Origin of the sequence: Neobacillus sp. 204, from assembly GCF_046562815.1 — a bacterium.
Lineage (GTDB): Bacteria > Bacillota > Bacilli > Bacillales > Cytobacillaceae > Neobacillus.
In genome coordinates this window covers 393,000-418,153 of record NZ_JBJORY010000003.1, presented here as the reverse complement: position 1 = coordinate 418,153, position 25,154 = coordinate 393,000, and the positions used below count along the sequence as shown (strand labels likewise).

The following is a 25,154-nucleotide window of genomic DNA, read 5'->3' as shown; positions in this document are numbered from 1 at the left end:
AATTTTACCAGGGAATGGTTTCAGGGGAATAAGAACGGTTCTTTTTCTCACCGGAACTAGTAAGCCCTGCAGATCGCAAATGTCTCCCCGCTGCATCGACAGATTTAATATGGGCAAAATTTCGAAACTCAAGATTTGTTATCCTTGAATCAAACAACAAAAAATAATCTAACAACGAGTCTGGAAGGGTATCACTAGTAAAGGTACAACAAGCAGGACAGTACCATTTTCTCTTCTTACGGATAATCGGAAGGTACTCACATAAAGGACAATGAAATCCTGTTAATAGTTCGATCTTTTTAATACCATATCTTTCTAGTATATGAATTGTTGGAGGAGTATTCTTTTTTACAAGGAATTTACTTAATTTCCGGAGCTCTTTTTCAGAGAGGATTTCATTTGTATACATTTTCTCAAACATAGAAATTTTTTTGAGGAGATTATGGGATTTGCACACACGTTGTTTAACTTCTGGATGGCCTCCGATGAAGGAAAGGATGGAATATGGATTACTGACGACTACTAAGTAATCCACCGACAATGAAGGGAAGTTATACGTGGATAGGAACTCTTTGATACAGTCCTTATGCATCTCTGCTTGTGCGATGGGATCGGTGTAGCCTTTATTATGTTCATCAAGTGTTTGGAAAAATTGTCCGTTTTCTAAATCGAATTTTAAGGTTCCTGTCATATTTTTGATTTCTAAGATAAGTGCGAGATTTTTTGTTAGAAGAAGCGTATCAATTTGGCAGTTATATTTTCCAAATGGAAGGTTTAAATCGTGGAAAATCATATATTTCTTATCAGGGAGCCGGGATAAATAGTAGTCTAGAGATTCTTCTCCGCGGTATCCAGCCTGCCGTTTTGAAAGTTCCTTAATTATTTGAGGACGCTTTTCATGGTTTTTGGGAAGTCGCCGCAAAAGAGCCATCAAAATCAGGATAGTTAATGGAACTTTCCTTTCTTTCATAATCAATAAAATCACTCCTTATAGTTTTATATACTAATTCTCAAAATGATTGGAAAATTCCTGCAGAATTTTGTAGAAAAAAATCATATTTTGCTTACAAATTTTTTATAAGTTTTATAATTCTAATTTATTTGCGAAGCCAGGGTGTTTGTTTGCGAAACGGAGCAGTTTATTTGCGAAACCAAGGTATTTGTTTGCGAAACGGACCTGTTTGTTTGCGAAACCACACCAGCCAGAACTGTATGAAAATAGATCTTTTAAGTGGGTGCAGAGTAAATGGGCTTGGTCTGTCTATTTTTAGGAAACCTTTATTTTACGATTAGGTAAAAAATTAACTATAAGAAGAAAGTTCGTTTGTGCAAATAACCCCCATGGCGAATATTTCTCTTCTTTTTATGGCCAAATAGATATATCCAGAAAAAATCAGCTACTACTGGTTCCCTTTGACTGGCCCATTTACTTCGTAGGCAGCAAAGTATTAGTAGAAGCAGGAAAGCCGACCTCAACTGAACACCAAGCTTAAACTCAATACAGATCAAAAAAGCAGAATGACTAATCATCATTCTGCTTTTTTGTTAATACACCTTATCACCGTTAAAGATCGAAGTCTTAACAATCACATAATCTACATAGCGGATGGCTTCTAATTTCTTTCCACCCGCATAGGAAATAGAGGATTGAAGGTCTTGCTCCATTTCTTTCAACGTATCTACTAAGGAGCCTTTGTGTTCGACTAAAATTCGCTTTCCTTCTACATTTTTTCTTTCTCCTTTTTGAAATTCCGAGGCAGAACCAAAGTATTCTTTAAAGAGTTTTCCATCGGTTTCGGTTGTTTCTCCTGGAGATTCTTCATGTCCCGCAAATAATGAACCAATCATAACCATGGTTGCCCCGAATCGAATCGACTTGGCGATATCACCATGTGTACGGATCCCTCCGTCCGCAATAATCGGCTTACTCGCGGCCTTTGCACACCAACGCAGTGCAGCTAGTTGCCAGCCACCTGTCCCAAATCCAGTCTTAATCTTGGTAATGCATACCTTCCCTGGACCGATCCCCACTTTAGTGGCATCCGCACCTGCATGCTCTAATTCTCTGACAGCCTCTGGTGTTCCGACATTTCCTGCTATGACAAAACTGTTGGGTATGTACTCCTTAATATGCTGAATCATCTTAATGACTGCATTGGAATGACCATGTGCGATATCAATAGTTATAAATTCTGGTGAAATCTGTTCTTCTGCTAATTGCTGGATAAATCGATACTCTTCCTCTTTCACACCAACACTAATAGAGGCGATTAAACCACGTGATTTCATATCCTTGATAAAAGATAATCGCTTATCTGGCTCAAAACGATGCATGATATAAAAGTAACCATTTTCGGCTAAGTAAATGGCTATCTTTTCATCAATAATCGTCTGCATATTTGCAGGCACCACAGGCAGTTTAAATGTATGCCCGCCTAGGGATATTGAAGTATCACACTCAGAGCGGCTATTTACCACACTTTTTGCCGGAATCAGTTGGATATCTTCGTAATCAAATACATTTTCCATCATTGCCCTCCTCAAAAACCAAACGGTAATAAACTTACATGTTTACCCATTGCAAAGATAGGGTTATCGGTTTCAATTGGTCTTATACATCGTTTCAACTATATAGTTTTTACTAGGCCTTGTAACCACTTAATAAGGCCTCTTTTGCTCCGTATATTACAAAACAAAAATAGATTCACGTTCTTAATGAGAAAAGGGAATTGACACGAGAAATGTAAAGTGACCAGATTCATGGGCAAGTTCTACCTTTCCACCGTGCTGTTCCACAATGGTTTTTGTAATGGATAAACCAAGTCCCGTACCTATTTGGAAAGTTTGATTACTACGGGATTCATCCACCTTATAAAAACGTTCAAATAAGTGTTTTTCTTGCTCTTTCGTAATAGGTGTCCCTTCATTTTCAATTGTAATCATGAAAAAATGCTCCTTGGATATCAAGGAGGCTTTTATTTTTCCATGCTTAACCGAATATTTCAGGGCGTTCATAAGCAAATTTTCGATAGCTCTTACGAATTTCTCACTATCGATTAAGGTGATGATCGGAGCCTCTCCGATATTCTTAACAATGGAAAGTCTGTTTTCCTGAACGAGCGGTTCCAATTCGAATAAGATTTGATCAAGAAGGTTTCGTATATCCACTTTTTGCAGATTCAATTGCACACTACCTGAAGTAAGCCGAGTATATTCAAATAAATCATCAATGAGCTTTTTTAATTGAATTGATTTATTATACGTGTTTTGGATGAACCGTTCGTATTCGCTCTGATCATGAAAGGATTTACTCCTTAATAAATCCAGGTAACCTATGATGCTTGTTAGGGGTGTACGTAAGTCGTGCGAAACACCCGTAATTAATTCCATTTTTGACTTTTCAAGGTCACGTTCTTTTTGAATCTGTCGTTCTAACTGTTCAGTCATACTATTGATACTTAAAGCGACTTTTCCTAATTCATCTTTACGCAAAATAGGGACGCGGTAATTTAAATTACCTCTTGAAATAATATCTATTCCTTCAGCTAAAGTAATAATATATTTAACAATTCGGCCGGATAACAAATAAAAAGAAAGGATGAATGCCACCGCGAATGCAGCAAGTGGGGCATATGAATAGGAATAAGCTTTTTCCAATCTATTCGTAAAATTGCCTACAATCCCCAGGCAAACCATGGCAATAATATAACTAGCAGCAAACACGGTAAATATTTCAAATCTGATACTTTTTTTTCCATTCATGAAAATCGTCCGTTTATTTATCAATTTTATAGCCAACTCCCCAAACGGTTTTGATATATCGTGGCTCCCTTGGATTCTCCTCAATTTTATCGCGAAGATTACGAATATGTACCATGACTGTATTTTCGGAGTAGCCAGAAGGCTCATCCCAAATTGTTTCATAAATTTTATCCGCACTAAATACCTGTCCTGGATAGTCGGTAAGCAATTCCAAAATGGAAAATTCACGAGGTGTCAGCGAAACCTCTTTTCCGCTGACAGAGACAAAATGCTTATGTTTATCAAAGACAAGGTCATGGAGTGTGAATACGGAACGATCCGTTTCCCGAGGAGTAAAATGTTGGCGCCTCAACTGGGCCTTCACTCTAGCTATTAGTTCCAATGGGTTAAAGGGTTTTGTCAGATAATCATCTGCCCCAGTGGTTAATCCCGTAATTTTATCAATGTCTTCTCCTTTAGCGGATAACATAATGATAGGTACCATTGAAGTTTCCCTGATTTTCATACAAGTCTTGATTCCATCAAGATTTGGCATCATTACATCCAAAATGATAAGTTGAATGGAGGTTGAATTTACTATTTCTAATGCCTGTACTCCATCCTCTGCTTCCAAAACCTGAAAGCCTTCATTTCGCAAATATATATGAATAACATCACGAATTTCCGCCTCGTCGTCAACAACTAGAACTATGTTCATTTCACTTCCTCCTTTTTCTCATGAATCTAATTTTCTTCGGCAAACATATACAAAGGCAGGCGGGAAATTAAGCGGGACAAGATTAATTCTTTCAATCTCAAATCGCTTTGAGAGATGTTTTTTCATTTGCAGAGAATATTGAAAGGCAATGAAGTGTCCTCCTGGTTTTAATGAATTCACGACTTGATTAAGTAAACTATCACGAATTTCAGCTGGAAAGTTAAAGAAGGGCAGTCCGCTTATGACACAGTCTAATTGCTGAACACCATGTTGATTTATTTCATTAATTAAATGAACTGCGTTATGGCAACACAAGAATTCCGGAAATTCTTGTTGCAGGTTATCCCTCATACTTTTTTCTTTCTCAAACATGAATACCTTTGCCTTTTTGGATACGCGTGATTTTATTTCTCTCGTAATCACACCCGTTCCTGAGCCGAGCTCTGCAATTACACTCACTTCATTCCATGAGATAGGTTGAACCATTTTGGTAGCCAAAAATCGAGAGCTAGGCCACAAGCTGCCGATTTGCTTTGGATTTTGGATAAACTTTTGGAAAAATAGCAATGATTGGTGACTATTCAAAAAAACCTCTCCCTTATTTCGCTTTTATTTTTCTCAGTTACAGTTTTATTCATGTACTAATGCTTGGCTGGCATCTTTAGGCTTGTGGATCTTGATCTTGCTTAGGGCTACTATTAAAACAGCAAGGAAAACGACAATCACAAGCGATTTTACATCTACTAATGACAGCAGCTGTGAAAGTTGATCGCCGTAAGCTTTTCCAATTGTAAAAAATAACGATGTCCAAACAATAGAACTGGTATAGGAAAACAAGGCAAATTTCTTGTACTTTACCCCATTTATACCGGCAAAGACCGGGACCACATATCGAACGACTGGAAGCAGGAATCCCACACACATCGCAATGTCACCGTACTTATTAAAAAGATTTTCAACCTTAATCCAATACCGATTCACCTTATTCTTTTGTAAAAAAACAACCATCCGTTGACCAAATAATTTCCCACATAAATAACCAATGGTAACTGCCGTCAATAAACCAAGAAGAATACACGCATATATAATCCACGGGTTAAGTGCCCCGTTATCCGCCAATATACCACCAGTTAAGATGGTCACTTCATTTGGAACAGGAATCCCAAAAGGTCCTAAGCAGAAGGCAAGATAGAAAATCAAATATCCATAATGGTCAACAAGGTGAAGAATCGTTCCGCTTATCATATCTCATGACCTCCTTTATTTGCTGATGAGGTAATATTAACGAAAAGATCTTAGGAACTCATGGGGATATTTCTAAAGAATTTCTGAAGAAGTTTATGAAGAGGGATGGTGTGTGAAGCTTCAAAGATTGTTATTAGCGAAAGTGAGGTGTTTATTTGTCGAAGTGAGGTGTTTATTTGTCGAAGTGAGATGTTTATTTGCGAAAGTGAGATGTTTATTTGCGAAAGTGGGGTGTTTATTTGCGAAAGTGAGATGTTTATTTGCGAAAGTGAGATGTTTATTTGCTTAAGTGAGATGTTTATTTGCGAAAGTGAGGTGTTTATTTGCGAAAGTGAGATGTTTATTTGCGAAACTGACATGTTTATTTGCGAAACTACCTCATTTATTTTTCTCTCAAATTTTATACTTTTTTTAGAATTAGTTTAGAGGCGGTTTAGACCAAGGGAGTAAAATGATAGATACCCGACAGCGTAATGTACGGTTGACGCCAAACCTATTTTTGAGGGAGGAATGGTTGGAATTTGGATATCCTATTGGAAGTAATTGAAATAAATTCTACTCGACAAAACAGCATGAAGGAGATTTGCCCATGTCTATCAAGACGAGACTAGTGCTATCCTATATTGCCATGACCTTTATTCCTATTGTGTTGTTTGCTTTGATTGCAACAACACTTGTATCAGCTTTTTATAAGGACATGATAGGAACTGGAGGCGGTAAGGGGATACCAGCCTTTTGGGAAACGGCCAATCAACGCCGTGATTTGATTGCCGGCGTGAAGTTTATGACACAAACGGACCCGGACCGGTTCAACAACAACGAGTTCCTAAAAAGCACAGACGGACAATTGAATCGTGTTCATGCAGGACTAGTGGTGATGGAAAATCATCAAGTTAGCTACACTTCCCCTTTCGTAAGCAGCCTTGATCTAAATACTGAGCTTCAAGAGTTGCAAACGAGTCAGTCCCAAAATCGATGGGGGAAAAGTCGTTTTTCAGTGGAAAAGTACGATATTACCTTTAGCAATCATACTTCTGGTACCGTATATATACTTTCTGATTTATATCCTTTTTACAAGGAGGCAAGGAAGTTTTTCCCGCTTTTGGGATTGTCGCTGCTACTCGTTATTGGCCTAACGAATGGTGTGCTTACCTTTTTAGTTTCTCGTAGTTTCATCAAACCTTTATATACTCTTAAGCAGGCTGCAGAACAAATTAAAAAAGGGAAACTAAATCATGAGGTGAAGTTGGATCGCAAAGATGAAGTCGGAGAATTGGGGGCTTCCTTTGAAGAAATGCGCGCCCGCTTGAACGAATCTATCCATCTTCAACTACAGTATGAAGAGAACCGGAAAGAACTAATTTCTAATATTTCACATGATTTGAAAACACCGATTACCGGAATTAAAGCCTGCGTTCAAGGCATTCAAGATGGAATCGCAAATACTGTTTCGAAAAAGGATAAATATATGAATATGATTGCAAAGAAAGCGGACGATATGGATCATTTAATTGACGAATTGATGTTGTATTCCAAGCTTGATCTCAATCGACTGCCATTTCATTTGGAACCTATGGACATTCATGTGTATTTGCGGAATTATATAGAAGAATTACGGCACGACCCACGTATGGAGGGAATCAGGATTACGTACTCTTCTGACAGCGACAGACCGGTTCTCGTAATGGGGGACCATGAAAAGCTGAGCAGGGTAATCATGAATATCATAGACAACAGCTTAAAATATATGAACAAGGCAGAAAAGGAAATTAAGGTGGAATTGTTGGACGACCAGGCAAAAGCAACAGTACACATACGGGATAATGGACCGGGAATTAACAGCGAGGAGTTACGTAATATATTCGATCGTTTTTACCGGGCGGACCCATCGAGGAATACGGATACTGGAGGCACAGGTCTCGGTCTTGCCATTGTCAAACAGATGGTGGAAGGACAAGGTGGAAACGTCTGGGCAGAAAGTCAATTAGGAGAAGGGACCAGCCTTTATTTTACGCTGCCAAAGATTAATCATGAGGGTGAACAAAAGTGAAAAGAATTTTAATTATCGAGGACGACCAGGTCATTGTGGAAGTGGAAAAAGATTATTTAGAAGCAAGCGGCTTTGAGGTGGAGCTTTCGACAAGCGGGGAACTAGGTCTCAAAAAAGCCATGGAAGAGGAATTTGATTTAATCATTCTCGATCTCATGCTTCCAAATACAGATGGATTTGAAATCTGCCGGCAAGTTCGCCAAGCAAAAAATATCCCAATTTTAATGGTATCCGCCAAGAGGGAAGAAATCGATAAAATACGCGGTCTCGGCCTTGGTGCAGATGACTATATCACCAAGCCCTTTAGTGTTGGAGAGTTGGTGGCCCGGGTCAAAGCGCATCTTGCCCGATATGACCGGTTAATGACAGATAACTTGGTGAGACAAAAGGATGAAATTCGAATCAGGGGTATTCGTATTGATAAGTTATCTCGAAAAGTGTTTGTGAATGAAACAGAAATCTCGTTTACTTCGAAAGAGTTTGACTTGTTACTATTTTTGGCCATACATCCAAATCGGGTGTTCAGCAAAGACGTGCTGTTTGAAAAAATCTGGGGATTGGATTCCATAGGGGACAATGCCACGGTAACTGTTTTTATTGGCAAATTACGTGAAAAAATTGAAACGAACCCCTCAAAGCCGCAGTATATTGAGACGATATGGGGCGTCGGGTATCGTTTTAATATTTAGTAGAAGGACAAAATGAAGCGGCCTAATCCCATTCGGGTGAAGGTCGTTTTTTATATTCACGAGGAGAACACATAGTTTATTTTTATACTTTTTTTAGAATTCGTTTAGAGTCCTTTTAGACCCGCCTATTATTATTAAAGGCAGAGGCAATATTGTAGACAAGGGGTGTATGGTTTGAGGAAACTGAATCTTACTCAGAGAAGATGGCTGATCATATTACATTTATTATTCGCATCGATCATGTTCGGTGTATCCATTGTTTTTTTGATTTTGAGCATAACCGCTGCCAGTACGAACGATGCAGGTGTGCTTAAGGCGTGTTATTCAAGTATGCATGTACTTGCCAAGACATCAGTTCGTGCTTCAACGATTGGCACTGTGGTGACGGGGATATTACTATCTTTAATGACCCAATGGGGATTGTTCAAATTTTACTGGATAATAGTCAAGGAAGGCTTAACAATCCTTTCGATTATATTGGGGCCCTTCGCTATGTATACCTTAACGTTAAAAGCGGTGACGCTGACATCTAAGGGAGGGCTAAACGCTCTTTTGGATCCATCATTCACAGTAAACAAGTGGCAGCTTTGGATCGGAATTATCCTTCAGATTGTTTCCCTTGTTGTAATGTTCGTGGTTTCGGTATTCAAACCATGGGGACAGCGAAAACAGAAAAAAGCAGCGAAACTTGCTTGAAGAGAAGGGGATAAGAGGTATGATCTATCAAGTGGGTAACGGAAAGTGTATTAATAATTGTAGAGTCTGGAGTGGATAAAAAGTGAAACCTAAAAAAAGTTGGTGGGTAATAGTAATTATCTCATGGGGAGTCATCATTCCTTTTATGGCTCCTTATTTGACACTAGATCCTGCAAACAGCCGTGTATCCATCACAACGACAGGCATACAATTTCCCTTATTAATTGCTCATATTATAACAGCATGTGTGGCGCTATTATCCGGTTTTTTTCAATTCATAGATTATTTTCGAATTAAAACACCCAACGTCCATCGCTATCTTGGCAGGGTATATGTGGGCAGTGTATTTGTAAGCGGAGGGCTTGCTCTCGTTTATGTTCCTTATATTGAAAATTTCTCAAAAGCCACATCTTTTCTTGTATTATCGATTCTCTGGCTTTTTACCTGCTGGAAAGGATATCGTACCGCAGTAAGAAAACAATTGGCAGATCACCGCAAATGGATGATTCGGAGTTTTGGTATCACATTAGTAGCAGTAAGCGGCCGAATAGTGGTGCCACTTTTACTGTTAACCTATTACATTGTGAATGGCTTCTCCCTTCCAGGCGGGAGAGAGAAAATGGTTGAAGAAGTCCTCAACGTAAATATATGGGTAGGGCTGATGATTAATTTCCTGGTCGTTGAGTGGGGGATTCTTCGAGATCGTAAAGGTGTCAGGCACCATGTGAAAAATTCACATGGTGCCTGACACCTTTTTTTGATTTAAATGTAAAACTAATTTGGATGCCATTAGGATTTAATTAAATGTACACATATTAGCATTAAAAAAGAAATACCAATCATACTCATTACCCATAACCAAGCCATCTCCATATTGCCTGAGTCAATAGCAACATATATAGCTGTTGGAATGGTTTGAGTTTTCCCTGGAATGTTTCCAGCGAACATTAAAGTGGCGCCAAACTCGCCTAATGCTCTTGCGAAACTTAATATGGTACCCGAAATGATCGCTTTAAGTCCTAGAGGAAGGGAAATACTCATGAATAATTTGAACTCATTTGCCCCGTCTACGCGGGCGGCATCCTCAATATCCTCATCAATGGCTTCAAACCCTGTTTTAGCTGATTGATACATAAGAGGAAAAGCTACAACAGTAGAAGCAATCACAGCAGCCCACCACGTAAACATAACCGGTTGTTCAAAGATCCATTCAATTAATTGTCCTATAGGACTATTCCTTCCAAAAATAACAATTAACAAGAACCCTACGACTGAAGGTGGTAATACTAACGGTAATAGGAAAAGCGTTTCTACAAAAGCCTTCCCTTTGAATTTCCTATTAGTCATCACCTTTCCAAAAAATAACCCAATAATTAATACGAATAATCCTGAGACAGTTGCAATCTCAATTGATAGTCTGACTGGTGACCAAAAGTTTGTTGCCATTGAATTTAATTTATCCTTTTAAATCCATACTTTTCTAAAGTCTTTAGTGATGTTTCATTTTGAAGATAATCGTAGAATAGTTGGGCTTCTTTTTGATGAGTACTATTCTTAATCACACCTAATGGATAGATAATAGGCGCATGAGTATTTTCCTCTGCTGTTGCTACAATTTTAACCTTTGGAGAAATCAATGCATCCGTTTTATAAACAATTCCCGCATCAACATTGTTCGTCTCTACATATGTAAGCACTTGGCGAACATCCTTGGCATAAATCACTTTCCCCTCGACAGATGACCAGACATTTAATTCTTCTAATGTGTCCTTAGCATATTGTCCTGCAGGGACAGCCTCTGGGGTACCAATGGAAATTTTATCTGTTTTAGTAAGGTCTTCGAATGTTTTGATTCCTTTATTTGAATCGTTTGGTACCACTAAAACAAGTTCATTTCCAACTAGATCTGTTCCTTTAGTCTTTTCGATTAGTCCGTCTTGCACCAATTTATCAAATTTGTCCTCTGCAGCTGAGAAGAAAAGGTCGACAGGCGCTCCCTGAGATATTTGTTGTTGAAGTGCTCCTGAAGCTCCAAAGTTATAGTTTACGGTCACATTAGGATTTTCCTTATCAAAGGTTGCTTTAATGTCATTTAACGCATTTTGTAAGCTTGCTGCTGCTGAAATCGTCAATTCCACTTTCTTTTCATCAAGTTCTTTTTTTTGTTCATCTGGCATTCTAGATTGTTCATTGTTCGAACAACCTGTCACTGCTAGTAAAAGTAGCATCATTGAGAAAAATAAAAGATTTAGTTTTTTCATCATTCATCTTCCTTTCATTCTAATTATAACTAATTATAACTTATTATAATTAGTTATAATGTGAAAGAATATGAAGAAAATCACATTTTCATTATTTTCATTTGGAATATACTTTTTAACAAACAGTAAGTTAAAATAAAGAATGGAGGGATGCAAATGTCAAAGGAGCTTTCCTATACGATTGAAGAGGTTTCACAGCTTTTAAAAGTCTCTAAATTAACCCTTTATGACCTTGTTAAAAAAGGGAAACTACCTGTATTCCGTGTCGGAAGACAGATGAGAATAGATGCAAAAGACTTGGACATTTATATAAATGATCATAAAACGAATCAGAATCCTACATTTCCAGCCCCTGTTGTCGATCATCACAGGAGCGAAACAAAGGATTCCCATAACATTGTTATTAGTGGACAAGACCTAGTTTTAGATATTTTAGGAAAGCACATTGAGAAAAATTCTACCTATAAGCCATTACGATCTTTTACCGGAAGTTTAAACAGCCTTATTTCTATGTATAACGGAGAATGTGACATTGTAAGCTTGCATCTATTTGATGGGGATACAGGCGAGTATAATCTGCCGTACATAAAAAAAATTTTGGTGGGTTATCCCTTTATTTTAATCAACCTTCTTTCAAGAAAAGCAGGTTTGTACGTCAAAAAGGGAAACCCTTTAAATCTCACTACTTGGACTGATTTAAACCGAGATGATGTGAAAATCATTAATAGAGAAAAGGGATCTGGAGCACGGATTCTTCTGGATGAACAACTCCGAATCAACAAAATTCCTTCTAGAAGCATTAATGGATATGAGCACGAGGAGACCAATCATTTAAGCGTGGCATCCGCTGTCTCTACTGGAATAGCGGATGTAGGAGTCGGAATTGAAAAGGCTGCAAAAATTGTTGGAATCGATTTTGTTCCAATAATAACAGAACAGTATGACTTGGTTATTCTTAAAACTCCCGAATCTGAACGACTCATAAGCATCGTAAAGGGAATTTTATCCTCCCATCAGTTTCAATCAGAAGTTAACTCTTTAGGAGATTATGATACTTCTCAGACTGGAAAAATTATATATGAGACTTATTAAAAGAAGGCTGTTGAATTCAATAGCCTTCTTATGTCTATAAAAAGGGATTTTTAGTAGGTTGAATGAAATATAAGGGGCAAGCGAGATTAAGAATTTTAAATTATTAAATTATTTATTGACAGGATAAATCAATGGGTGTTAATATCCTATTAGGTAATCAGATAAGTATGCTCGGAATTAAAAACAATGAATCGAAATTGGATTCCAACTTGTTAATAAATGAATAATAATTACCAGACAACTGGAGACACAAATTTATGTGTCTCCTTTTTGTTTATATATAATTCACACACTAGTCGACTATTCGCATAGAGACTTCTCGCACTAATGAGAGGTCTCTTTTTTTATCTTTATTAAAGGAGCTATTTCTAATGAGACGATTAAAAAATTCAATTGGTCAACAGTGGTCAACATGGGTGGTCCCGATCCTTGTCCTGGTTGTTTGGCAAGTGTTAGGACAAATCGGTCTAATAGGCCAAAATATTTTACCCACACCGCTTGAGGTATTACAGGCATTCATTCAATTAAGTAAGGAAGGTGTTCTATGGGAAAACATGGGGGTAAGTGCTAAACGTGCGTTTATTGGGTTTCTCATCGGCGGCAGCATTGGTTTTGTCCTTGGCATGGCAAATGGATTATCAAGAACTTCAGAAAAACTATTAGATAGTTCGATTCAAATGGTGAGAACCATACCTCATCTAGCCCTCATCCCCATCGTTATTTTGTGGTTTGGTATTGGGGAATCATCAAAATTGTTTCTTGTCGCACTTGGTGTTGCGTTTCCCATCTATCTCAATACCTTTCATGGGATCAGGTCCGTTGATAAGGGACTAATTGAAATGGGAAATGTGTATGGCCTCCAAACGCTCCATTTAATTATGATGGTGGTTCTTCCTGGTGCGTTACCGTCCATTTTGGTAGGACTCCGCTATGCCCTAGGGATTATGTGGTTGTCACTCATTGTGGCTGAAACGATATCAGCAGATTCAGGAATTGGCTATATGGCTATGAATGCAAGAGAGTTTATGCATATGGATATCGTGGTTGTCAGTATTTTACTTTATGCCCTACTTGGAAAGCTTTCCGATTCCGCTGCTAAGTTTTTGGAGAAGCATTGGCTGCAATGGCACCCTAATTATAACCGCGTGAAAAGTCGTTAATGTTCCTATTTTTATAGAAGGTGAGAGTGAATAAAATGGCAAGAAACCAAAATGGATTAAAGCTGGAGCTCACGAAAGTGGAAAAATCATTTGGAATGAACAAGGTTTTGAAGGAAGTGAATCTGTCGATCAAACCAGGTGAGTTTGTGGCTATCGTAGGAAGAAGCGGATGCGGGAAAAGCACATTACTCAGGCTGATTGCTGGCCTGGAATCCGTCAGTAATGGGTTTGTTCATGCAGATGAAGAGCTCGTTAAACGAAATCATACCGATTCAAGAATCATGTTTCAGGATGCACGCTTATTGCCATGGAAGAAGGTCCTGACTAATGTTCAGATTGGAACAAAATCTCGTTCCAAAGAAGAAGCCAAAGCAGCCTTGTCATTAGTAGGGCTCGAACATCGTGCCGATGAATGGCCAATTGTACTCTCTGGAGGACAACGGCAGCGGATCGCATTAGCCCGTGCCTTAGCAGGCGAACCACGTTTACTGCTGCTCGATGAACCGCTTGGAGCCTTGGATGCACTGACTAGAATTGAAATGCAGCAATTGATAGAAAAATTGTGGCTTGAACAAAAATTCACGGCCATTCTGGTTACCCATGACGTGAGTGAAGCAGTTTCTTTAGCGGATCGGGTCCTTTTGATAGAAGAGGGAGAAATATCTATGGATATTGCGATTACGCTCGATCGTCCCCGCGTAAAGGATAGCAAATTTGTCTATTTTGAGCGGCTCATTCTTGAACGAGTCATGGGAGGAAAAGAGCCTCGTATACAGGAGTCATTGCAAAAAAAAGTTCGTACCATCTAATAGTTTATGATTTTAGGATAAATAGATACTTACGGTTAATCATACAAGGAGGTTTGTAGTCATGAGTAAACATTTAGGATTACAACAAAAGAATGAACGAGAAGTAGAAACTGATGTATTAGTGATAGGGGGTGGACCTTCAGGGACCTGGGCAGCGATTCATGCCGCTTCAAAAGGAGCAGGGGTAATTCTCGTCGATAAGGGATATTGTGGAACAAGTGGTGCGACAGCGCCATCTGGGACAGGAGTTTGGTATGTGAATCCAACCCCGGAGGAGCAAGAAAAAGCGATGAAAAGCAGGGAAGCGCTCGGCGGGTATTTACAGGAACGAAAATGGATGAAAAACGTATTGAACCGAACGTTTAGCAATGTCAATCAGTTAGATTCGTGGGGATACCCTTTTCCACTGGATGAAAACGGACATAAACATCTTAAAAGCTTGCAGGGTCCAGATTATATGCGGTTAATGCGAAAGCAGGTGAAAAAAGCAGGGGTTAAAATTTGGGATCATAGCCCAGCGCTTGAGCTTCTTGCCGATGAACATGGTGTTGGCGGAGCAGCAGGGATATCTAATGAAACGGGGGAACGTTGGAAAGTTAAGGCCGGAGCTGTTGTTATTGCTTCTGGGGGCTGTGCCTTTCTAAGTAGAGCATTGGGTACCAATGTTTTAACGGGTGACGGCTATTTACTTGCTGCTGAAGCGGGGGCTAATCTATCGGGGATGGAATTTTCAAATGCCTATGCCATTGCTCCAGCTTTTTCATCGGTAACAAAAACAGCATTTTATACGTGGGCTTCCTTTTATTATCAGGATGGTTCAATCATTGAAGGTGCAGGTTCACAAAGAGGTCGGTCTGTGATCGCGAAAACACTGCAAACACAGCCCGTCTATGCAAGACTTGATAAAGCAGATGAAGAAATGCAGAAATGGATGCGCAAAGCACAGCCAAATTTCTTCGTTCCATTTGATCGGTTGAGTATTAATCCGTTTACGGACCGATTTCCAGTGACTTTGAGATTAGAAGGAACGGTTCGTGGGACGGGTGGCGTCCATCTTATCAATGAGAATTGTGAAACGAAGGTGCCAGGATTATATGCAGCTGGGGATGCTGCTACCCGAGAATTTATTTGCGGAGGATTTACGGGTGGAGGTAGTCATAATGCTGCCTGGGCGATGTCATCAGGTTCTTGGGCCGGTGAAGCAGCAGGTGAATATGCACTAAACCTAGGATCGAACGCCTCAAAACGGAACGTAAAAAGGATTTCCTCTACACCCATCGCAGCGGGATGGAGCAAATCAAACAAAAAAGGAACGGTATTATATGAAATTACTGAAAGCGTCCAAGCAGAAGTAACTCCTACTGAAATTAATTTATTTAGAAGTGAAAAAACGCTCCAGTCGTCTTTGCAGCGTCTTGATCTGATTTGGGAGGAAATTCGATTAGGTCTCCTAGCAAACGAACCGAATGTCGTGAGGGTAAGAGAATCTGCTGCTATGACAGCAACCGCCCGATGGATGTATTCTTCGGCCATAGTGCGGCGAGAAACACGGGGGATGCATAAACGTTTGGATTATAAGGACCAAGATCCGAGTTTTCATTACCGAATTCTTACAGGGGGACTGGATGAGATTTGGGTCAAACCTGATAAGCCTTTGCATCAAGAGGAAGGAGTTAGAAGATGATTGAATTGATAAGTAAATCAAAATGTATTAGCTGTGGTTTATGTGTTTCCATTTGTCCAACTGGTGTATTTGACCAAGCAAAAGGGAAGGTCCCTGTGATTGCTCGTAAGGATGATTGCCAAACATGCTTTATGCGTGAAGTTTATTGCCCGGTAGATGCCATGTATGTCGCTCCAAATGTAGATGAAGTGACAGTAAATGAGGAGGAACTTGTACAAAGTGGGGTTTTGGGAAGCTATCGAAAAGAAATTGGCTGGGGGAAAGGTCAGAGTCCAAGTGCAGCCTCAGATGCTTCTTATAAAATGTTTCAATTGATGAGTAAATTACCGGGACATTAATGATAAGTAGGAGGATTTTTATGAGTGTAAGCCATAAACGAAAACCATTTTTAAGAGGAGTAGTGGGGTTTCTAATCTTGGTTGTTCTTTTGACGATAGCCGTAGGATGCACAAACAACGCCTCTTCAACAAACTCAAAGGAATCTAATAAATCCCAGTCAACGACTTTACGGATTGGTTTTGTTGGATCAACGAAAGATAATATTCCATCAGGAGTAGATGGTTGGGGAATTCAACATCAATCACTTCAGGAAAAATTGCAAAAAATTGGGATCGAAAACTACGAATTTCATGCTTTTCCGAATGGCCCGCCATTGAATGAAGCCATTGCGGCAGGAGAATTAGATATTGGTATTTTAGGAGATACTCCTGCGATTGTAGGGAAATCGAACGGACTGAATACACGATTGATTAATCAGGCTGCCATTAACAGCAATGTGTGGTTAATCACTCCGAAAAATGGAGTAAAGACACTTGAAGAATTAAAGGGAAAGACAGTAGCAACACAGTTAGGATCATATATGTATCGGTACCTTACTGGAGTACTCAAAGAAAAGGGCTTGGAAAAGGATGTTAAGATTGTCAGCATGCTATCAAGTGATGCAGAAGCCGCTTTAAAACGGAATGACATTGCCGCTTATGCTTTTCCGACAAACTCTGGTCCGCTGATCAAGTCCCAAGGATATCCGGTAATAGATGAGGCAAAGGATCATCCAGAGCTACTTGGAAGCACCGTCACAGTTATTACCGAGGATTATTTAGCGAAAAATCCAGACTTTCTAACGATTTGGAACGAAGTACGCAAACAATCATTAGCGGATTTATTAAAGAAACCGGAGGATTTTTATCAATTCCAGTCGGAACAAATTGGGTACCCAGTCGACGTCATGAAAGATTCTTTGCCGCTCAGTAATTTAAAAGCAGAAGCATTATCTGAGGAGGGAATCAACCTATTGGAGGGGACGAAAAAGTTTCTCGTTGAAGGGAAATTTGCAAAAAAAGATTTTGATTTGAATGATTGGATTGCTAAGTAAAGATATGATGCTTTTTCTTTTCCTCTTAAGCTAGCAAACAATCAAAGGGAGAGGGTTGGATGGAGAATATTCTTCGGAAGGCTGTAGAACAGAGAAGGAAAACATTAATAAATATCCTGCTTAATTTTAAAATATATGACAATGAGGAACAGCTTTTGAACTTATCATTAACAGAATTAGAAAATGAGTTCAAAAGACTAAAGTTGAATAGTCATCCTCATAGTGATACAGGTTCGATTAATTGGAAGAACTAGAAATTTGGATTCTAGGTTTACGTAAAGAAGGAACTCAAAAATGAGTTCCTTCTTAATCTTTATTATAATAGATATATATTTTACTTCATGGCAATCCAGACACTTTTCACTTCTGTATAGTTTTCGAGTGCATAGGAGCCCATTTCACGGCCGATACCAGATTGTTTATATCCTCCGAATGGAGAAGCTGCATCAAAAGTATTGTAGCAGTTTACCCAAACTGTTCCGGCACGAAGCTTGTTGGCAATATAGTGGCCATTTGCAATATCGCGTGTCCACACACCTGCGGCAAGTCCATACTCGCTATTGTTAGCACGATTTATTAATTCATCCAAATCATCATATGGCATAGCAGAAATTACTGGTCCAAAGATTTCTTCCTTGGCAATAGTCATTTCATCCCGTACATCTGCAAAGATAGTAGGGGAGACGAAGTAACCTTGCTCCTGAGGCCTATCACCGCCAGCTACCAGTTGTGCCCCTTCGCTTAGCCCTTTCTCAATAAAGCCAAGTACTCGATTTTGTTGCTCAGCAGAAACAAGCGGCCCAATTTCAGTATCAGCATGAATTCCTGCCCCTTGTTTAATCTTTTTCGCATGACTTGCCATATCAGCTACAACATTATCAAACTGCTTCTTTTGTATGAACACACGGGAGCCAGCACAGCAAACCTGGCCTTGGTTGAACATAACTCCGTTAAGTGCACCAGGAATGGCCTTTGTTAAGTCCGCATCAGGAAGAATGATGTTCGGTGACTTGCCTCCAAGTTCAAGTGTAACGCGCTTCAGTGTTTTTGCAGCATTTGCCATGATTAGCTTTCCTACTTCAGTGGAACCAGTAAAAGCGATTTTATCTACTAATGGATGGTCAACAAGCGGCTGGCCTGCCGTTTCTCCAAAACCAGGAACGATATTTACAACACCTGCTGGGAATCCAGCTTCTTGTATTAATTCAGCTAAGTAGAGGGCTGATAATGGTGTTTGCTCAGCTGGTTTTAAAACTACGGTACAGCCAGTTGCAAGGGCAGCTCCGAGTTTCCACATTGCCATAAGAAGAGGGAAGTTCCAAGGGATAATTTGTCCAACTACTCCTACAGCCTCATGGCGTGTATAGTTTAAGAATGGTCCATTAACAGGAATTGTTTGTCCAACAATCTTCGTGCACCACCCTGCATAATAACGCATATGCTCAACTGCCAAAGGAATGTCAGCATTGGAAGTTTCACGGATGGGTTTCCCGTTATCCAAAGTCTCTAACTGAGCTAGTTCTTCACTGTTCTCCTCCATTAGATCAGCCAGTTTATACATAAGACGGCTTCGAGAAGAGGCGCTCATTTTTGACCAAGGTCCTTCATCAAAAGCTTTACGGGCAGCTTTAACAGCCAGATCAATATCAGCTGATCCAGCTTCAAAAACACAGGCTAATACTTCACCGGTAGCGGGATTGTACGTATCAAAGGTTTTTTGAGATTGGCTTTCTACAAATTCCCCATTAATATAAAGATTTTTTTTCCCACTTAAGAATTTTTCCACCTTTTCTTTTAAACCAGCTGTTAGTTGACTCATAAAATCCCTCCATAAAATTAGTAGTCTATGTATTTCGTGATGTTAAAAGATTGAGCAAACCCTGGTGATAACGCTTACTTTCTAATGGTAACATTTGGGTGGTTGTGAAATCTATGTATATTTTATCCTAATTTTCTGATAATTATCGACATGAATCTTCAAAATAAAATTCTGTCAGTGCGATCAGTTTTGCAATTTATTATATGAAACCTCATGCGAGTTATTGATTCCATAATAAAAAGCGGTTAATCTTGAGTAAAATAAGTTACTGGAGCCATTGTTATGAAAATACTAAAAGCAGCCACTCTACGAGTTCTTGCATTTATCGCTGTAATTATAATAACCATAGGTAGTTTTGTTTTAATTTCAAGCATTCAAGAAGCATTGTTTGTACCGAATGTATATCTCATCTGGATTTTTAAATCGCCCTACTCAGGGCTAGTGATGGTTTTTGAAATCTATCTTTTTTGGGGTTTCTTCTATATTTTCAGTAAAAATTGGAGAAAAGCCTGGAGAAATGGGAGACTTATTAAAAAGTATAGAAAACAAGTGATTGCCGCGTTTACTATTTTTAATATTATTTTGCTGTACACAATCACTTCAGCAGTCGCTGTCATAACTAATGATCAGATTATCGATTATTCGTTTTTTTCTCCAAAGGGCAGGGAGTATAGCTACAACGATATTGTGAAGATTAAAACGGGAGTGTATGGTAAGGGGAGAACGTTTCAATTTAAACACACAAAAGGTGATTTCTTCTATATAATTGAACTAAATGATGGTACCAAGATTGATTTGGCTCAAGTGGGTGGAGTAAAAAATGATCAAGACGAGCGTTTTGTCATTGAAAAACTAGATAGACAATTAGTCAACATGGGAATTCCGAAAGAATCTAGTATGAAATACTTTGAATACACTAAGAAAGACTTAGCTAAAATCTATACTGATAAAATTCGGAACATATTAGAAAATACGAAATAATCGAAGTGAGTAGTTTTTCCTAATAGACATAACATGAGGGAACAAGCTAAGCATTGTTCCCCACTACACATATTGATCTCGACCCGACAACATCCCGAATAGCATTACAACGCAAGAGATAATGATTAGTGTGATAAGTGGAATAGTCCACATATGGGTGTAATCATACAAAAATCCAATAAACAAGGGACCAATGGCCGCTAGGATATAACCCGTTGATTGTGTCATGCCAGATAAATCGGCAGCCTGGCCGGCATTCCTGGAGCGAAGTCCAATATAGCTAAGTGCCAATGGAAAGGTTCCTCCCAATGCAATTCCAATGAAAATAATACTTACGATTAAAATGGGATAGGATGAGCCCAACAGTAATCCTCCATAACCAATGACTGAGCACAAGCTTAACATGAACGATATCCACTTTTGTGAACGATAACGTCCTGCAATCATGGGAATGATGAAACTAGCTGGTAATCCTACAATTTGGCTAAATGATAAGAGCCAGCCTGCTGTTGCCATACTCATGCCATGACTATGTAGGATTTCGGGTAACCAAGAAATCGTTACATAAAATAAAAAAGATTGAAATCCCATAAATATAGCGATTTGCCAGGCAAGTGGTGAACGCCAGATTTGATTAGAGCTAGGAGTCACTTTTTTTATTTCCTTTTGATTTCCTTGGTTATATTTAGAAATAAATATCCACACCAAAATCGCTACGACAGCTGGAATCCCCCACACGTTTAAGGCACCCTTCCATCCAAGGTTCATCCCTTCTGCTAAAGGTACACTAACTCCCGATGCTAAAGAGGCAACTAATCCCATTGAGGTTGAATAAACACTTGTCATTAAACCGAATTGCTCGGGGAATTTATCCTTTGCAATAGCTGGTAAAAGGACATTTCCAATCGCTATTCCGACACCAATAAAAAGAGTCCCTGTGAAAAGAAAAAATACTAAGGGAATAGACCGAATGACAATGCCGATTAAAAGAAATGTCAAACCCACAATTAAAGCTATCTCATTTGTAATACGATTGGCTAGCTTTGGTACAAGGGGTGACATGATGGCAAAAACAATTAGTGGCAAACTCATTAATAAGCCAGCACTCCAATGGGCCAGTCCAACATCCTTCTGAATCATTCCAGCTAACGGTCCTACAGAGGTAATCGCAGGGCGCAAATTAAAGGCTACTAGTACAATCCCAATCACGAGCCAAATGATGTAAGTCGATTTTGAATAGGTATTTGATTTTAGTAACTCCACTACTTAGACCTCCATTGTTGAACAAACTTTCTAAAGTATATCATAATTAAAGTGAGGAGTCGCAAAGCAGGTTTAGTGGGGATTGCAACACAGAAGTGAAGGAACAAATAAATCTTCCAATTAAATGGATTCTTTAAGAATATAAGAATAGTAGGCGGTCTTTTGACGCTTATGAGTTCGGCAAAAAGACTTTTAAAAAATTGGGGTCAGACTACCATTACGGTGAAGTAGTGGGAGTCTGACCTTTTTTTGCGACTTTTAACTCTAGTTTTTCGCTGAAGAACGTGGAGCCTAGGACAAGGACTCCACCAATCATTTGAATGAGAGTCATGCCCTCGCTTAAGAAAATCGCAGCAATGATTACAGCTGAAATCGGATCGATATAACTAAGAACCGCAATCGTTTGCCCTTTTAGTTCTTGGATGGATGTAAAATATAAAAAATAGGCGAAACCGGTATGTACAATACCGAGGATCAAAATATAAATAATTGAAGTGGAGTTTATCCCAGCAAAATGAAGATTACCCTGCCACAGGATATAGGGAAGCAGGACTAAGGCAGCCGCCATTAATTGGACTAAGGTAATTTCAAAACCCGATAAATTTTTGATGAATTTGTTGATTAAAACCACACTTGCATAAAATGCTGCCGCGATAAGGCCATAGGCTATACCTAATGTATGATTCTGTGAACCGCTGTTACCACCGGCTCCAGGATTGACAATTAAAAACAGACCAATCATAGCGGTGGCGATGCAAATAACCTTCACGCTCGTCAGTTTTTCTTTCAGAATCCATGGTGCTAAGATCATCACAAATATTGGCGCGAAGTAATAGCTAATGGTGGCATTGGAAATCGTCGTATAGTGATAGGACTCGAAGAGGAAAATCCAATTAAGGCCAATCGCTGCCCCAGATAAAAGAAGCAGAAGGGCATTTTCTTTTAACGCCTGATAAGATGGCTTATGTTTGACTAGGAAACTAGCAATAAGCAGAAATAGACTTCCGATAACCCCTCGTAAGAATGCAATTTCACTTGAAGATAGGTCAATCTTTTTAACAAAAATCCCGATGCTTCCAAAAATAAGCATCGTCAAAATGAGTTTCATATTCCCTTTCATATGGATCCCCCCTCGTTCTTCATCCAATTACTTATGACTGGCTGCTCAACTGCTGTTAACAGCAGGGGACACCATCTTATTATGTTATAAACTGGAATAACGTAAAAATCAATCATTACATAGTTTTTTTAGCAACTATCCTATAAAACGTATGAAAGGTGAATACTAAAGATATATTTCACTTTTTGTTTCAAAGGAGACTCGGATGATTATGAAGAATTGTTATAGAGGAGTCGTTTTAGCAACAGCTATGCTATCAATTATGAGCGGCTGCAGTTATGAAAACAATTATCCCAACGATCAAGAAAAGGAGGTGAAAGAAACAATGAATCGGTCCGCCTATATTGATCCTGCCATTGACCTCTCAAGCAAACAAACCATTTCGGTTATCATTGAATTTAAACCAAAACCAGCGAAAGTGGCAGTTATTGAAGCAGAAGCAAAGGGGATTCCTTTAACATTGGAGGAAGCGGAGAAACATGTAAAAGAAAGTCATCTAATGTTTCAAAAGGAACTGCACGAGTTATTAGATAAGAACCAGACCCCCTATACCGTTCGGCACAAATATACGACGGCCTTAAACGGCGTGTCTATGGAATTACCCGCAAACGAAATCAACAGGTTAGCAGAGTCCTCGTCTGTCATTTCAAGAATATATCTAAATCGAAAAATCAAACTGGATCCGCCGATTTTACCCTTTTGAGCAACTGTGAAAATAAGCCCATTAGCTCCGATTATAATAAATAAACGCTATCCTCCTGTTTGTTACAAAGGATAGCGTTCTATTCTTATTAGGCAATCTTACTCCAAGTTCCATCCATTTCTTCAAGAGTCTTCCCTTTTGTTTCAGGTACGAACTTCCATACAAAAATGGCAGACAGCACACTCATTACCCCGTAAAAACCATAGGTTACGGCGCCGCTATATTCCATCATCATTGGATAGGTGGAGGAAATAAGGTAGTTAGCTGCCCATTGTGCTGCAACCGCAATGGCAACCGCACGTCCACGAATTTTATTAGGGAAGATTTCAGAAATTAATACCCAGCAAATGGGACCCCATGACATCATAAAGGAAGCGGTATAGACAATGATGAAGACTAACGTTGCCACTCCAATAACACCCGTATAGGCCATACCTGCTACACCAAACATACCTAAAGCCATACCACCAGATCCTACGATTAATAAAGGTTTGCGCCCCCATTTATCAACAGTCATAATCGCGACAATCGTAAAAACAACATTGATTAATCCCATAACTGTTGTCTGCATCATTGAGGCGCCTTTTCCCGCGCCCATACTTTCAAAAATTCGCGGTGCATAATATAAGGCAACATTGATACCAACAAACTGTTGAAACACTGAAAGCAAGATCCCAATAACGATCACAGCTTTACCGTATGTGAATAGTTTTTCAGAAGAAGCATCGACCGTTTGCTTGATTTGTTCTAAAATCGACTTTGCTGCTGAAGAACCATTAATTTTTGCGAGAATCGCAAGTGCCTTATCATCTTTATTGTTCAGTGATAAATAGCGAGGTGTTTCAGGTACCATCAGTAAAAGGCATCCAAACAATAGAGCGGGCACTCCACACGACGCAAACATGTATCTCCAGCCAATATCATTGACCCAGGCTTGACTTTCTCCGCTCGAAATCGAAAAGTTAACGAAATAAGCAACAAGCATCCCAAGGATAATCATAAACTGGTTAAAGGATACTAGCCGGCCTCGGACATTCGCAGGTGCCACTTCTCCGATATACATCGGGCAAACAGCAGAAGCCAAACCTACACCGATCCCGCCCAGAATTCGATAAATATTAAAGGCTAGTAACAAGCCAATAGTAGGTTCTCCTTTGGTGAAAAATAAAAACTCAGGATAGGCTGCTCCAAGAGACGATACTAAGAAAAAGATTGAAGCGATAATAAGCGAATTCTTCCGTCCAAACTTTGAGGCAAAGTGACCGGAAATAAAACCGCCGATAATACAACCAATGAGGGCACTAGAAATAGTTGCCCCGTGAATAAAAGCACCTAAGTTGAGGCTATCAATCAAATAAATTTTTATAGATTCCTCCGCCCCAGAAATAACGGCAGTATCATATCCGAACAGCAAGCCGCCAATCGCAGCTACCAGTGTAATTCCAAAAAGATAAAGCGAGTTCTTTTTTTGCTCCATCGTATTGTTTAAAGACAGGTTCTTTTTTAGGAAACGAAGATTCTACCATCATTTACCATAACAGCGTTTTCATAATGGTCTAATAAATAAAGTAGATAAAATTTACACCTAAAATCTGTCTTTATCCTCCTTTTAATATGGAATGAAAAACTAGGAAATTACTTCTGTTTCAATAAATAGCCTTGTAACCAAAATTAGCTTATCCCTGTTGACGGGTCGATTTTTCCCAAATAAGTATTTGTCTGTGTTTGAATATGTTTTTTCCCTCCTGAAT

General features: G+C 39.2%; 25 protein-coding genes. 13 read left to right on the top strand and 12 right to left on the bottom strand.

From position 1 onward, the window contains the following. Positions 1–4: 4 nt before the first annotated feature. The 6 genes from ACJ004_RS09225 to ACJ004_RS09200 all read right to left on the bottom strand — a co-directional run bounded on the left by ACJ004_RS09225 (position 5) and on the right by ACJ004_RS09200 (position 5,704). Entirely contained in the window at positions 5–970 is a 966-nt protein-coding gene (locus ACJ004_RS09225; protein WP_410892660.1) for a nuclease-related domain-containing protein, read from the bottom strand. Between the two features lie 575 nt (positions 971–1,545). Then, entirely contained in the window at positions 1,546–2,529 is a 984-nt protein-coding gene (guaC, locus tag ACJ004_RS09220; protein ID WP_410892606.1) for a GMP reductase, read from the bottom strand. Positions 2,530–2,712: 183 nt separating this feature from the next. After that, a complete protein-coding gene (locus tag ACJ004_RS09215; protein ID WP_410892605.1) occupies positions 2,713–3,762 on the bottom strand; it encodes a sensor histidine kinase in 1,050 nt (349 codons plus the stop codon). A 13-nt stretch (positions 3,763–3,775) separates the two neighbouring features. Beyond that, on the bottom strand, positions 3,776–4,459 hold the full coding sequence (locus ACJ004_RS09210; RefSeq protein WP_410892604.1) for a response regulator transcription factor: 684 nt from the start codon (positions 4,457–4,459) through the stop codon (positions 3,776–3,778). Positions 4,460–4,477: 18 nt separating this feature from the next. After that, positions 4,478–5,044, bottom strand: coding sequence for a class I SAM-dependent methyltransferase (locus tag ACJ004_RS09205; RefSeq protein WP_410892603.1), 567 nt, complete (start codon positions 5,042–5,044; stop codon positions 4,478–4,480). A gap of 45 nt (positions 5,045–5,089) precedes the next feature. Next, entirely contained in the window at positions 5,090–5,704 is a 615-nt protein-coding gene (locus ACJ004_RS09200; protein WP_410892602.1) for a DedA family protein, read from the bottom strand. Between the two features lie 589 nt (positions 5,705–6,293). Between ACJ004_RS09200 and ACJ004_RS09195 the strand changes: the two genes are divergently transcribed. The 4 genes from ACJ004_RS09195 to ACJ004_RS09180 all read left to right on the top strand — a co-directional run bounded on the left by ACJ004_RS09195 (position 6,294) and on the right by ACJ004_RS09180 (position 9,887). Further along, entirely contained in the window at positions 6,294–7,754 is a 1,461-nt protein-coding gene (locus ACJ004_RS09195; RefSeq protein WP_410892601.1) for a HAMP domain-containing sensor histidine kinase, read from the top strand. After that, complete coding sequence (locus ACJ004_RS09190) at positions 7,751–8,443, top strand: response regulator transcription factor (protein ID WP_410892600.1); 693 nt, start codon at positions 7,751–7,753, stop codon at positions 8,441–8,443. The genes ACJ004_RS09195 and ACJ004_RS09190 overlap by 4 nt, the downstream gene beginning before the upstream one ends. Positions 8,444–8,617: 174 nt before the next feature. After that, positions 8,618–9,139: a hypothetical protein gene (locus ACJ004_RS09185; RefSeq protein WP_410892599.1), complete on the top strand. Its 522-nt coding sequence runs from the start codon at positions 8,618–8,620 to the stop codon at positions 9,137–9,139. A gap of 82 nt (positions 9,140–9,221) precedes the next feature. Then, complete coding sequence (locus tag ACJ004_RS09180) at positions 9,222–9,887, top strand: DUF2306 domain-containing protein (RefSeq protein WP_410892598.1); 666 nt, start codon at positions 9,222–9,224, stop codon at positions 9,885–9,887. 41 nt (positions 9,888–9,928) lie between these two features. Here ACJ004_RS09180 and modB read toward each other — a convergent pair whose 3' ends face one another. Both modB and modA read right to left on the bottom strand, forming a co-directional pair. Beyond that, on the bottom strand, positions 9,929–10,585 hold the full coding sequence (modB, locus tag ACJ004_RS09175; protein WP_410892597.1) for a molybdate ABC transporter permease subunit: 657 nt from the start codon (positions 10,583–10,585) through the stop codon (positions 9,929–9,931). 5 nt (positions 10,586–10,590) lie between these two features. After that, the gene (gene modA, locus ACJ004_RS09170) at positions 10,591–11,400 is read right to left on the bottom strand and encodes a molybdate ABC transporter substrate-binding protein (protein WP_410892596.1); all 810 of its coding nucleotides are present in this window, start codon (positions 11,398–11,400) and stop codon (positions 10,591–10,593) included. A gap of 156 nt (positions 11,401–11,556) precedes the next feature. On the opposite strand from modA, the gene ACJ004_RS09165 reads away from it, so the two are divergent. From ACJ004_RS09165 to fbpA, 7 genes are all read left to right on the top strand, one after another. Beyond that, positions 11,557–12,492 (top strand): substrate-binding domain-containing protein, encoded by a 936-nt coding sequence (locus tag ACJ004_RS09165; protein ID WP_410892595.1) that lies wholly within the window; start codon positions 11,557–11,559, stop codon positions 12,490–12,492. A gap of 371 nt (positions 12,493–12,863) precedes the next feature. Beyond that, on the top strand, positions 12,864–13,652 hold the full coding sequence (gene ssuC, locus ACJ004_RS09160; protein ID WP_410892594.1) for an aliphatic sulfonate ABC transporter permease SsuC: 789 nt from the start codon (positions 12,864–12,866) through the stop codon (positions 13,650–13,652). 35 nt (positions 13,653–13,687) lie between these two features. Further along, entirely contained in the window at positions 13,688–14,461 is a 774-nt protein-coding gene (locus ACJ004_RS09155) for an ATP-binding cassette domain-containing protein (RefSeq protein ID WP_410892593.1), read from the top strand. Between the two features lie 61 nt (positions 14,462–14,522). Beyond that, positions 14,523–16,145, top strand: coding sequence for an FAD-dependent oxidoreductase (locus tag ACJ004_RS09150; RefSeq protein ID WP_410892592.1), 1,623 nt, complete (start codon positions 14,523–14,525; stop codon positions 16,143–16,145). Beyond that, positions 16,142–16,483, top strand: coding sequence for a 4Fe-4S binding protein (locus ACJ004_RS09145; RefSeq protein WP_410892591.1), 342 nt, complete (start codon positions 16,142–16,144; stop codon positions 16,481–16,483). The genes ACJ004_RS09150 and ACJ004_RS09145 overlap by 4 nt, the downstream gene beginning before the upstream one ends. A 20-nt stretch (positions 16,484–16,503) precedes the next feature. Continuing rightward, complete coding sequence (locus ACJ004_RS09140) at positions 16,504–17,517, top strand: ABC transporter substrate-binding protein (RefSeq protein ID WP_410892590.1); 1,014 nt, start codon at positions 16,504–16,506, stop codon at positions 17,515–17,517. A 59-nt stretch (positions 17,518–17,576) separates the two neighbouring features. Next, entirely contained in the window at positions 17,577–17,771 is a 195-nt protein-coding gene (fbpA, locus tag ACJ004_RS09135; RefSeq protein ID WP_410892589.1) for a Fur-regulated basic protein FbpA, read from the top strand. 80 nt (positions 17,772–17,851) lie between these two features. On the opposite strand, the gene ACJ004_RS09130 is transcribed toward fbpA, so the two are convergent. Beyond that, complete coding sequence (locus ACJ004_RS09130) at positions 17,852–19,336, bottom strand: aldehyde dehydrogenase family protein (protein ID WP_410892588.1); 1,485 nt, start codon at positions 19,334–19,336, stop codon at positions 17,852–17,854. A 282-nt stretch (positions 19,337–19,618) separates the two neighbouring features. Between ACJ004_RS09130 and ACJ004_RS09125 the strand changes: the two genes are divergently transcribed. Then, positions 19,619–20,317 carry a hypothetical protein gene (locus ACJ004_RS09125; RefSeq protein WP_410892587.1) on the top strand — a complete coding sequence of 233 codons (699 nt, stop codon included), beginning with the start codon at positions 19,619–19,621 and terminating at the stop codon, positions 20,315–20,317. 63 nt (positions 20,318–20,380) lie between these two features. Here ACJ004_RS09125 and ACJ004_RS09120 read toward each other — a convergent pair whose 3' ends face one another. Further along, positions 20,381–21,580, bottom strand: coding sequence for a CynX/NimT family MFS transporter (locus ACJ004_RS09120; protein WP_410892586.1), 1,200 nt, complete (start codon positions 21,578–21,580; stop codon positions 20,381–20,383). Between the two features lie 217 nt (positions 21,581–21,797). After that, positions 21,798–22,700, bottom strand: a complete 903-nt coding sequence (locus ACJ004_RS09115; protein ID WP_410892585.1) for a DMT family transporter — start codon at positions 22,698–22,700, stop codon at positions 21,798–21,800. A gap of 211 nt (positions 22,701–22,911) precedes the next feature. On the opposite strand from ACJ004_RS09115, the gene ACJ004_RS09110 reads away from it, so the two are divergent. Continuing rightward, complete coding sequence (locus ACJ004_RS09110; RefSeq protein WP_410892584.1) at positions 22,912–23,403, top strand: protease inhibitor I9 family protein; 492 nt, start codon at positions 22,912–22,914, stop codon at positions 23,401–23,403. A gap of 88 nt (positions 23,404–23,491) precedes the next feature. Here ACJ004_RS09110 and xylE read toward each other — a convergent pair whose 3' ends face one another. Next, positions 23,492–24,880 (bottom strand): D-xylose transporter XylE, encoded by a 1,389-nt coding sequence (gene xylE / locus ACJ004_RS09105; protein WP_410892583.1) that lies wholly within the window; start codon positions 24,878–24,880, stop codon positions 23,492–23,494. Positions 24,881–25,154 lie beyond the last annotated feature (274 nt).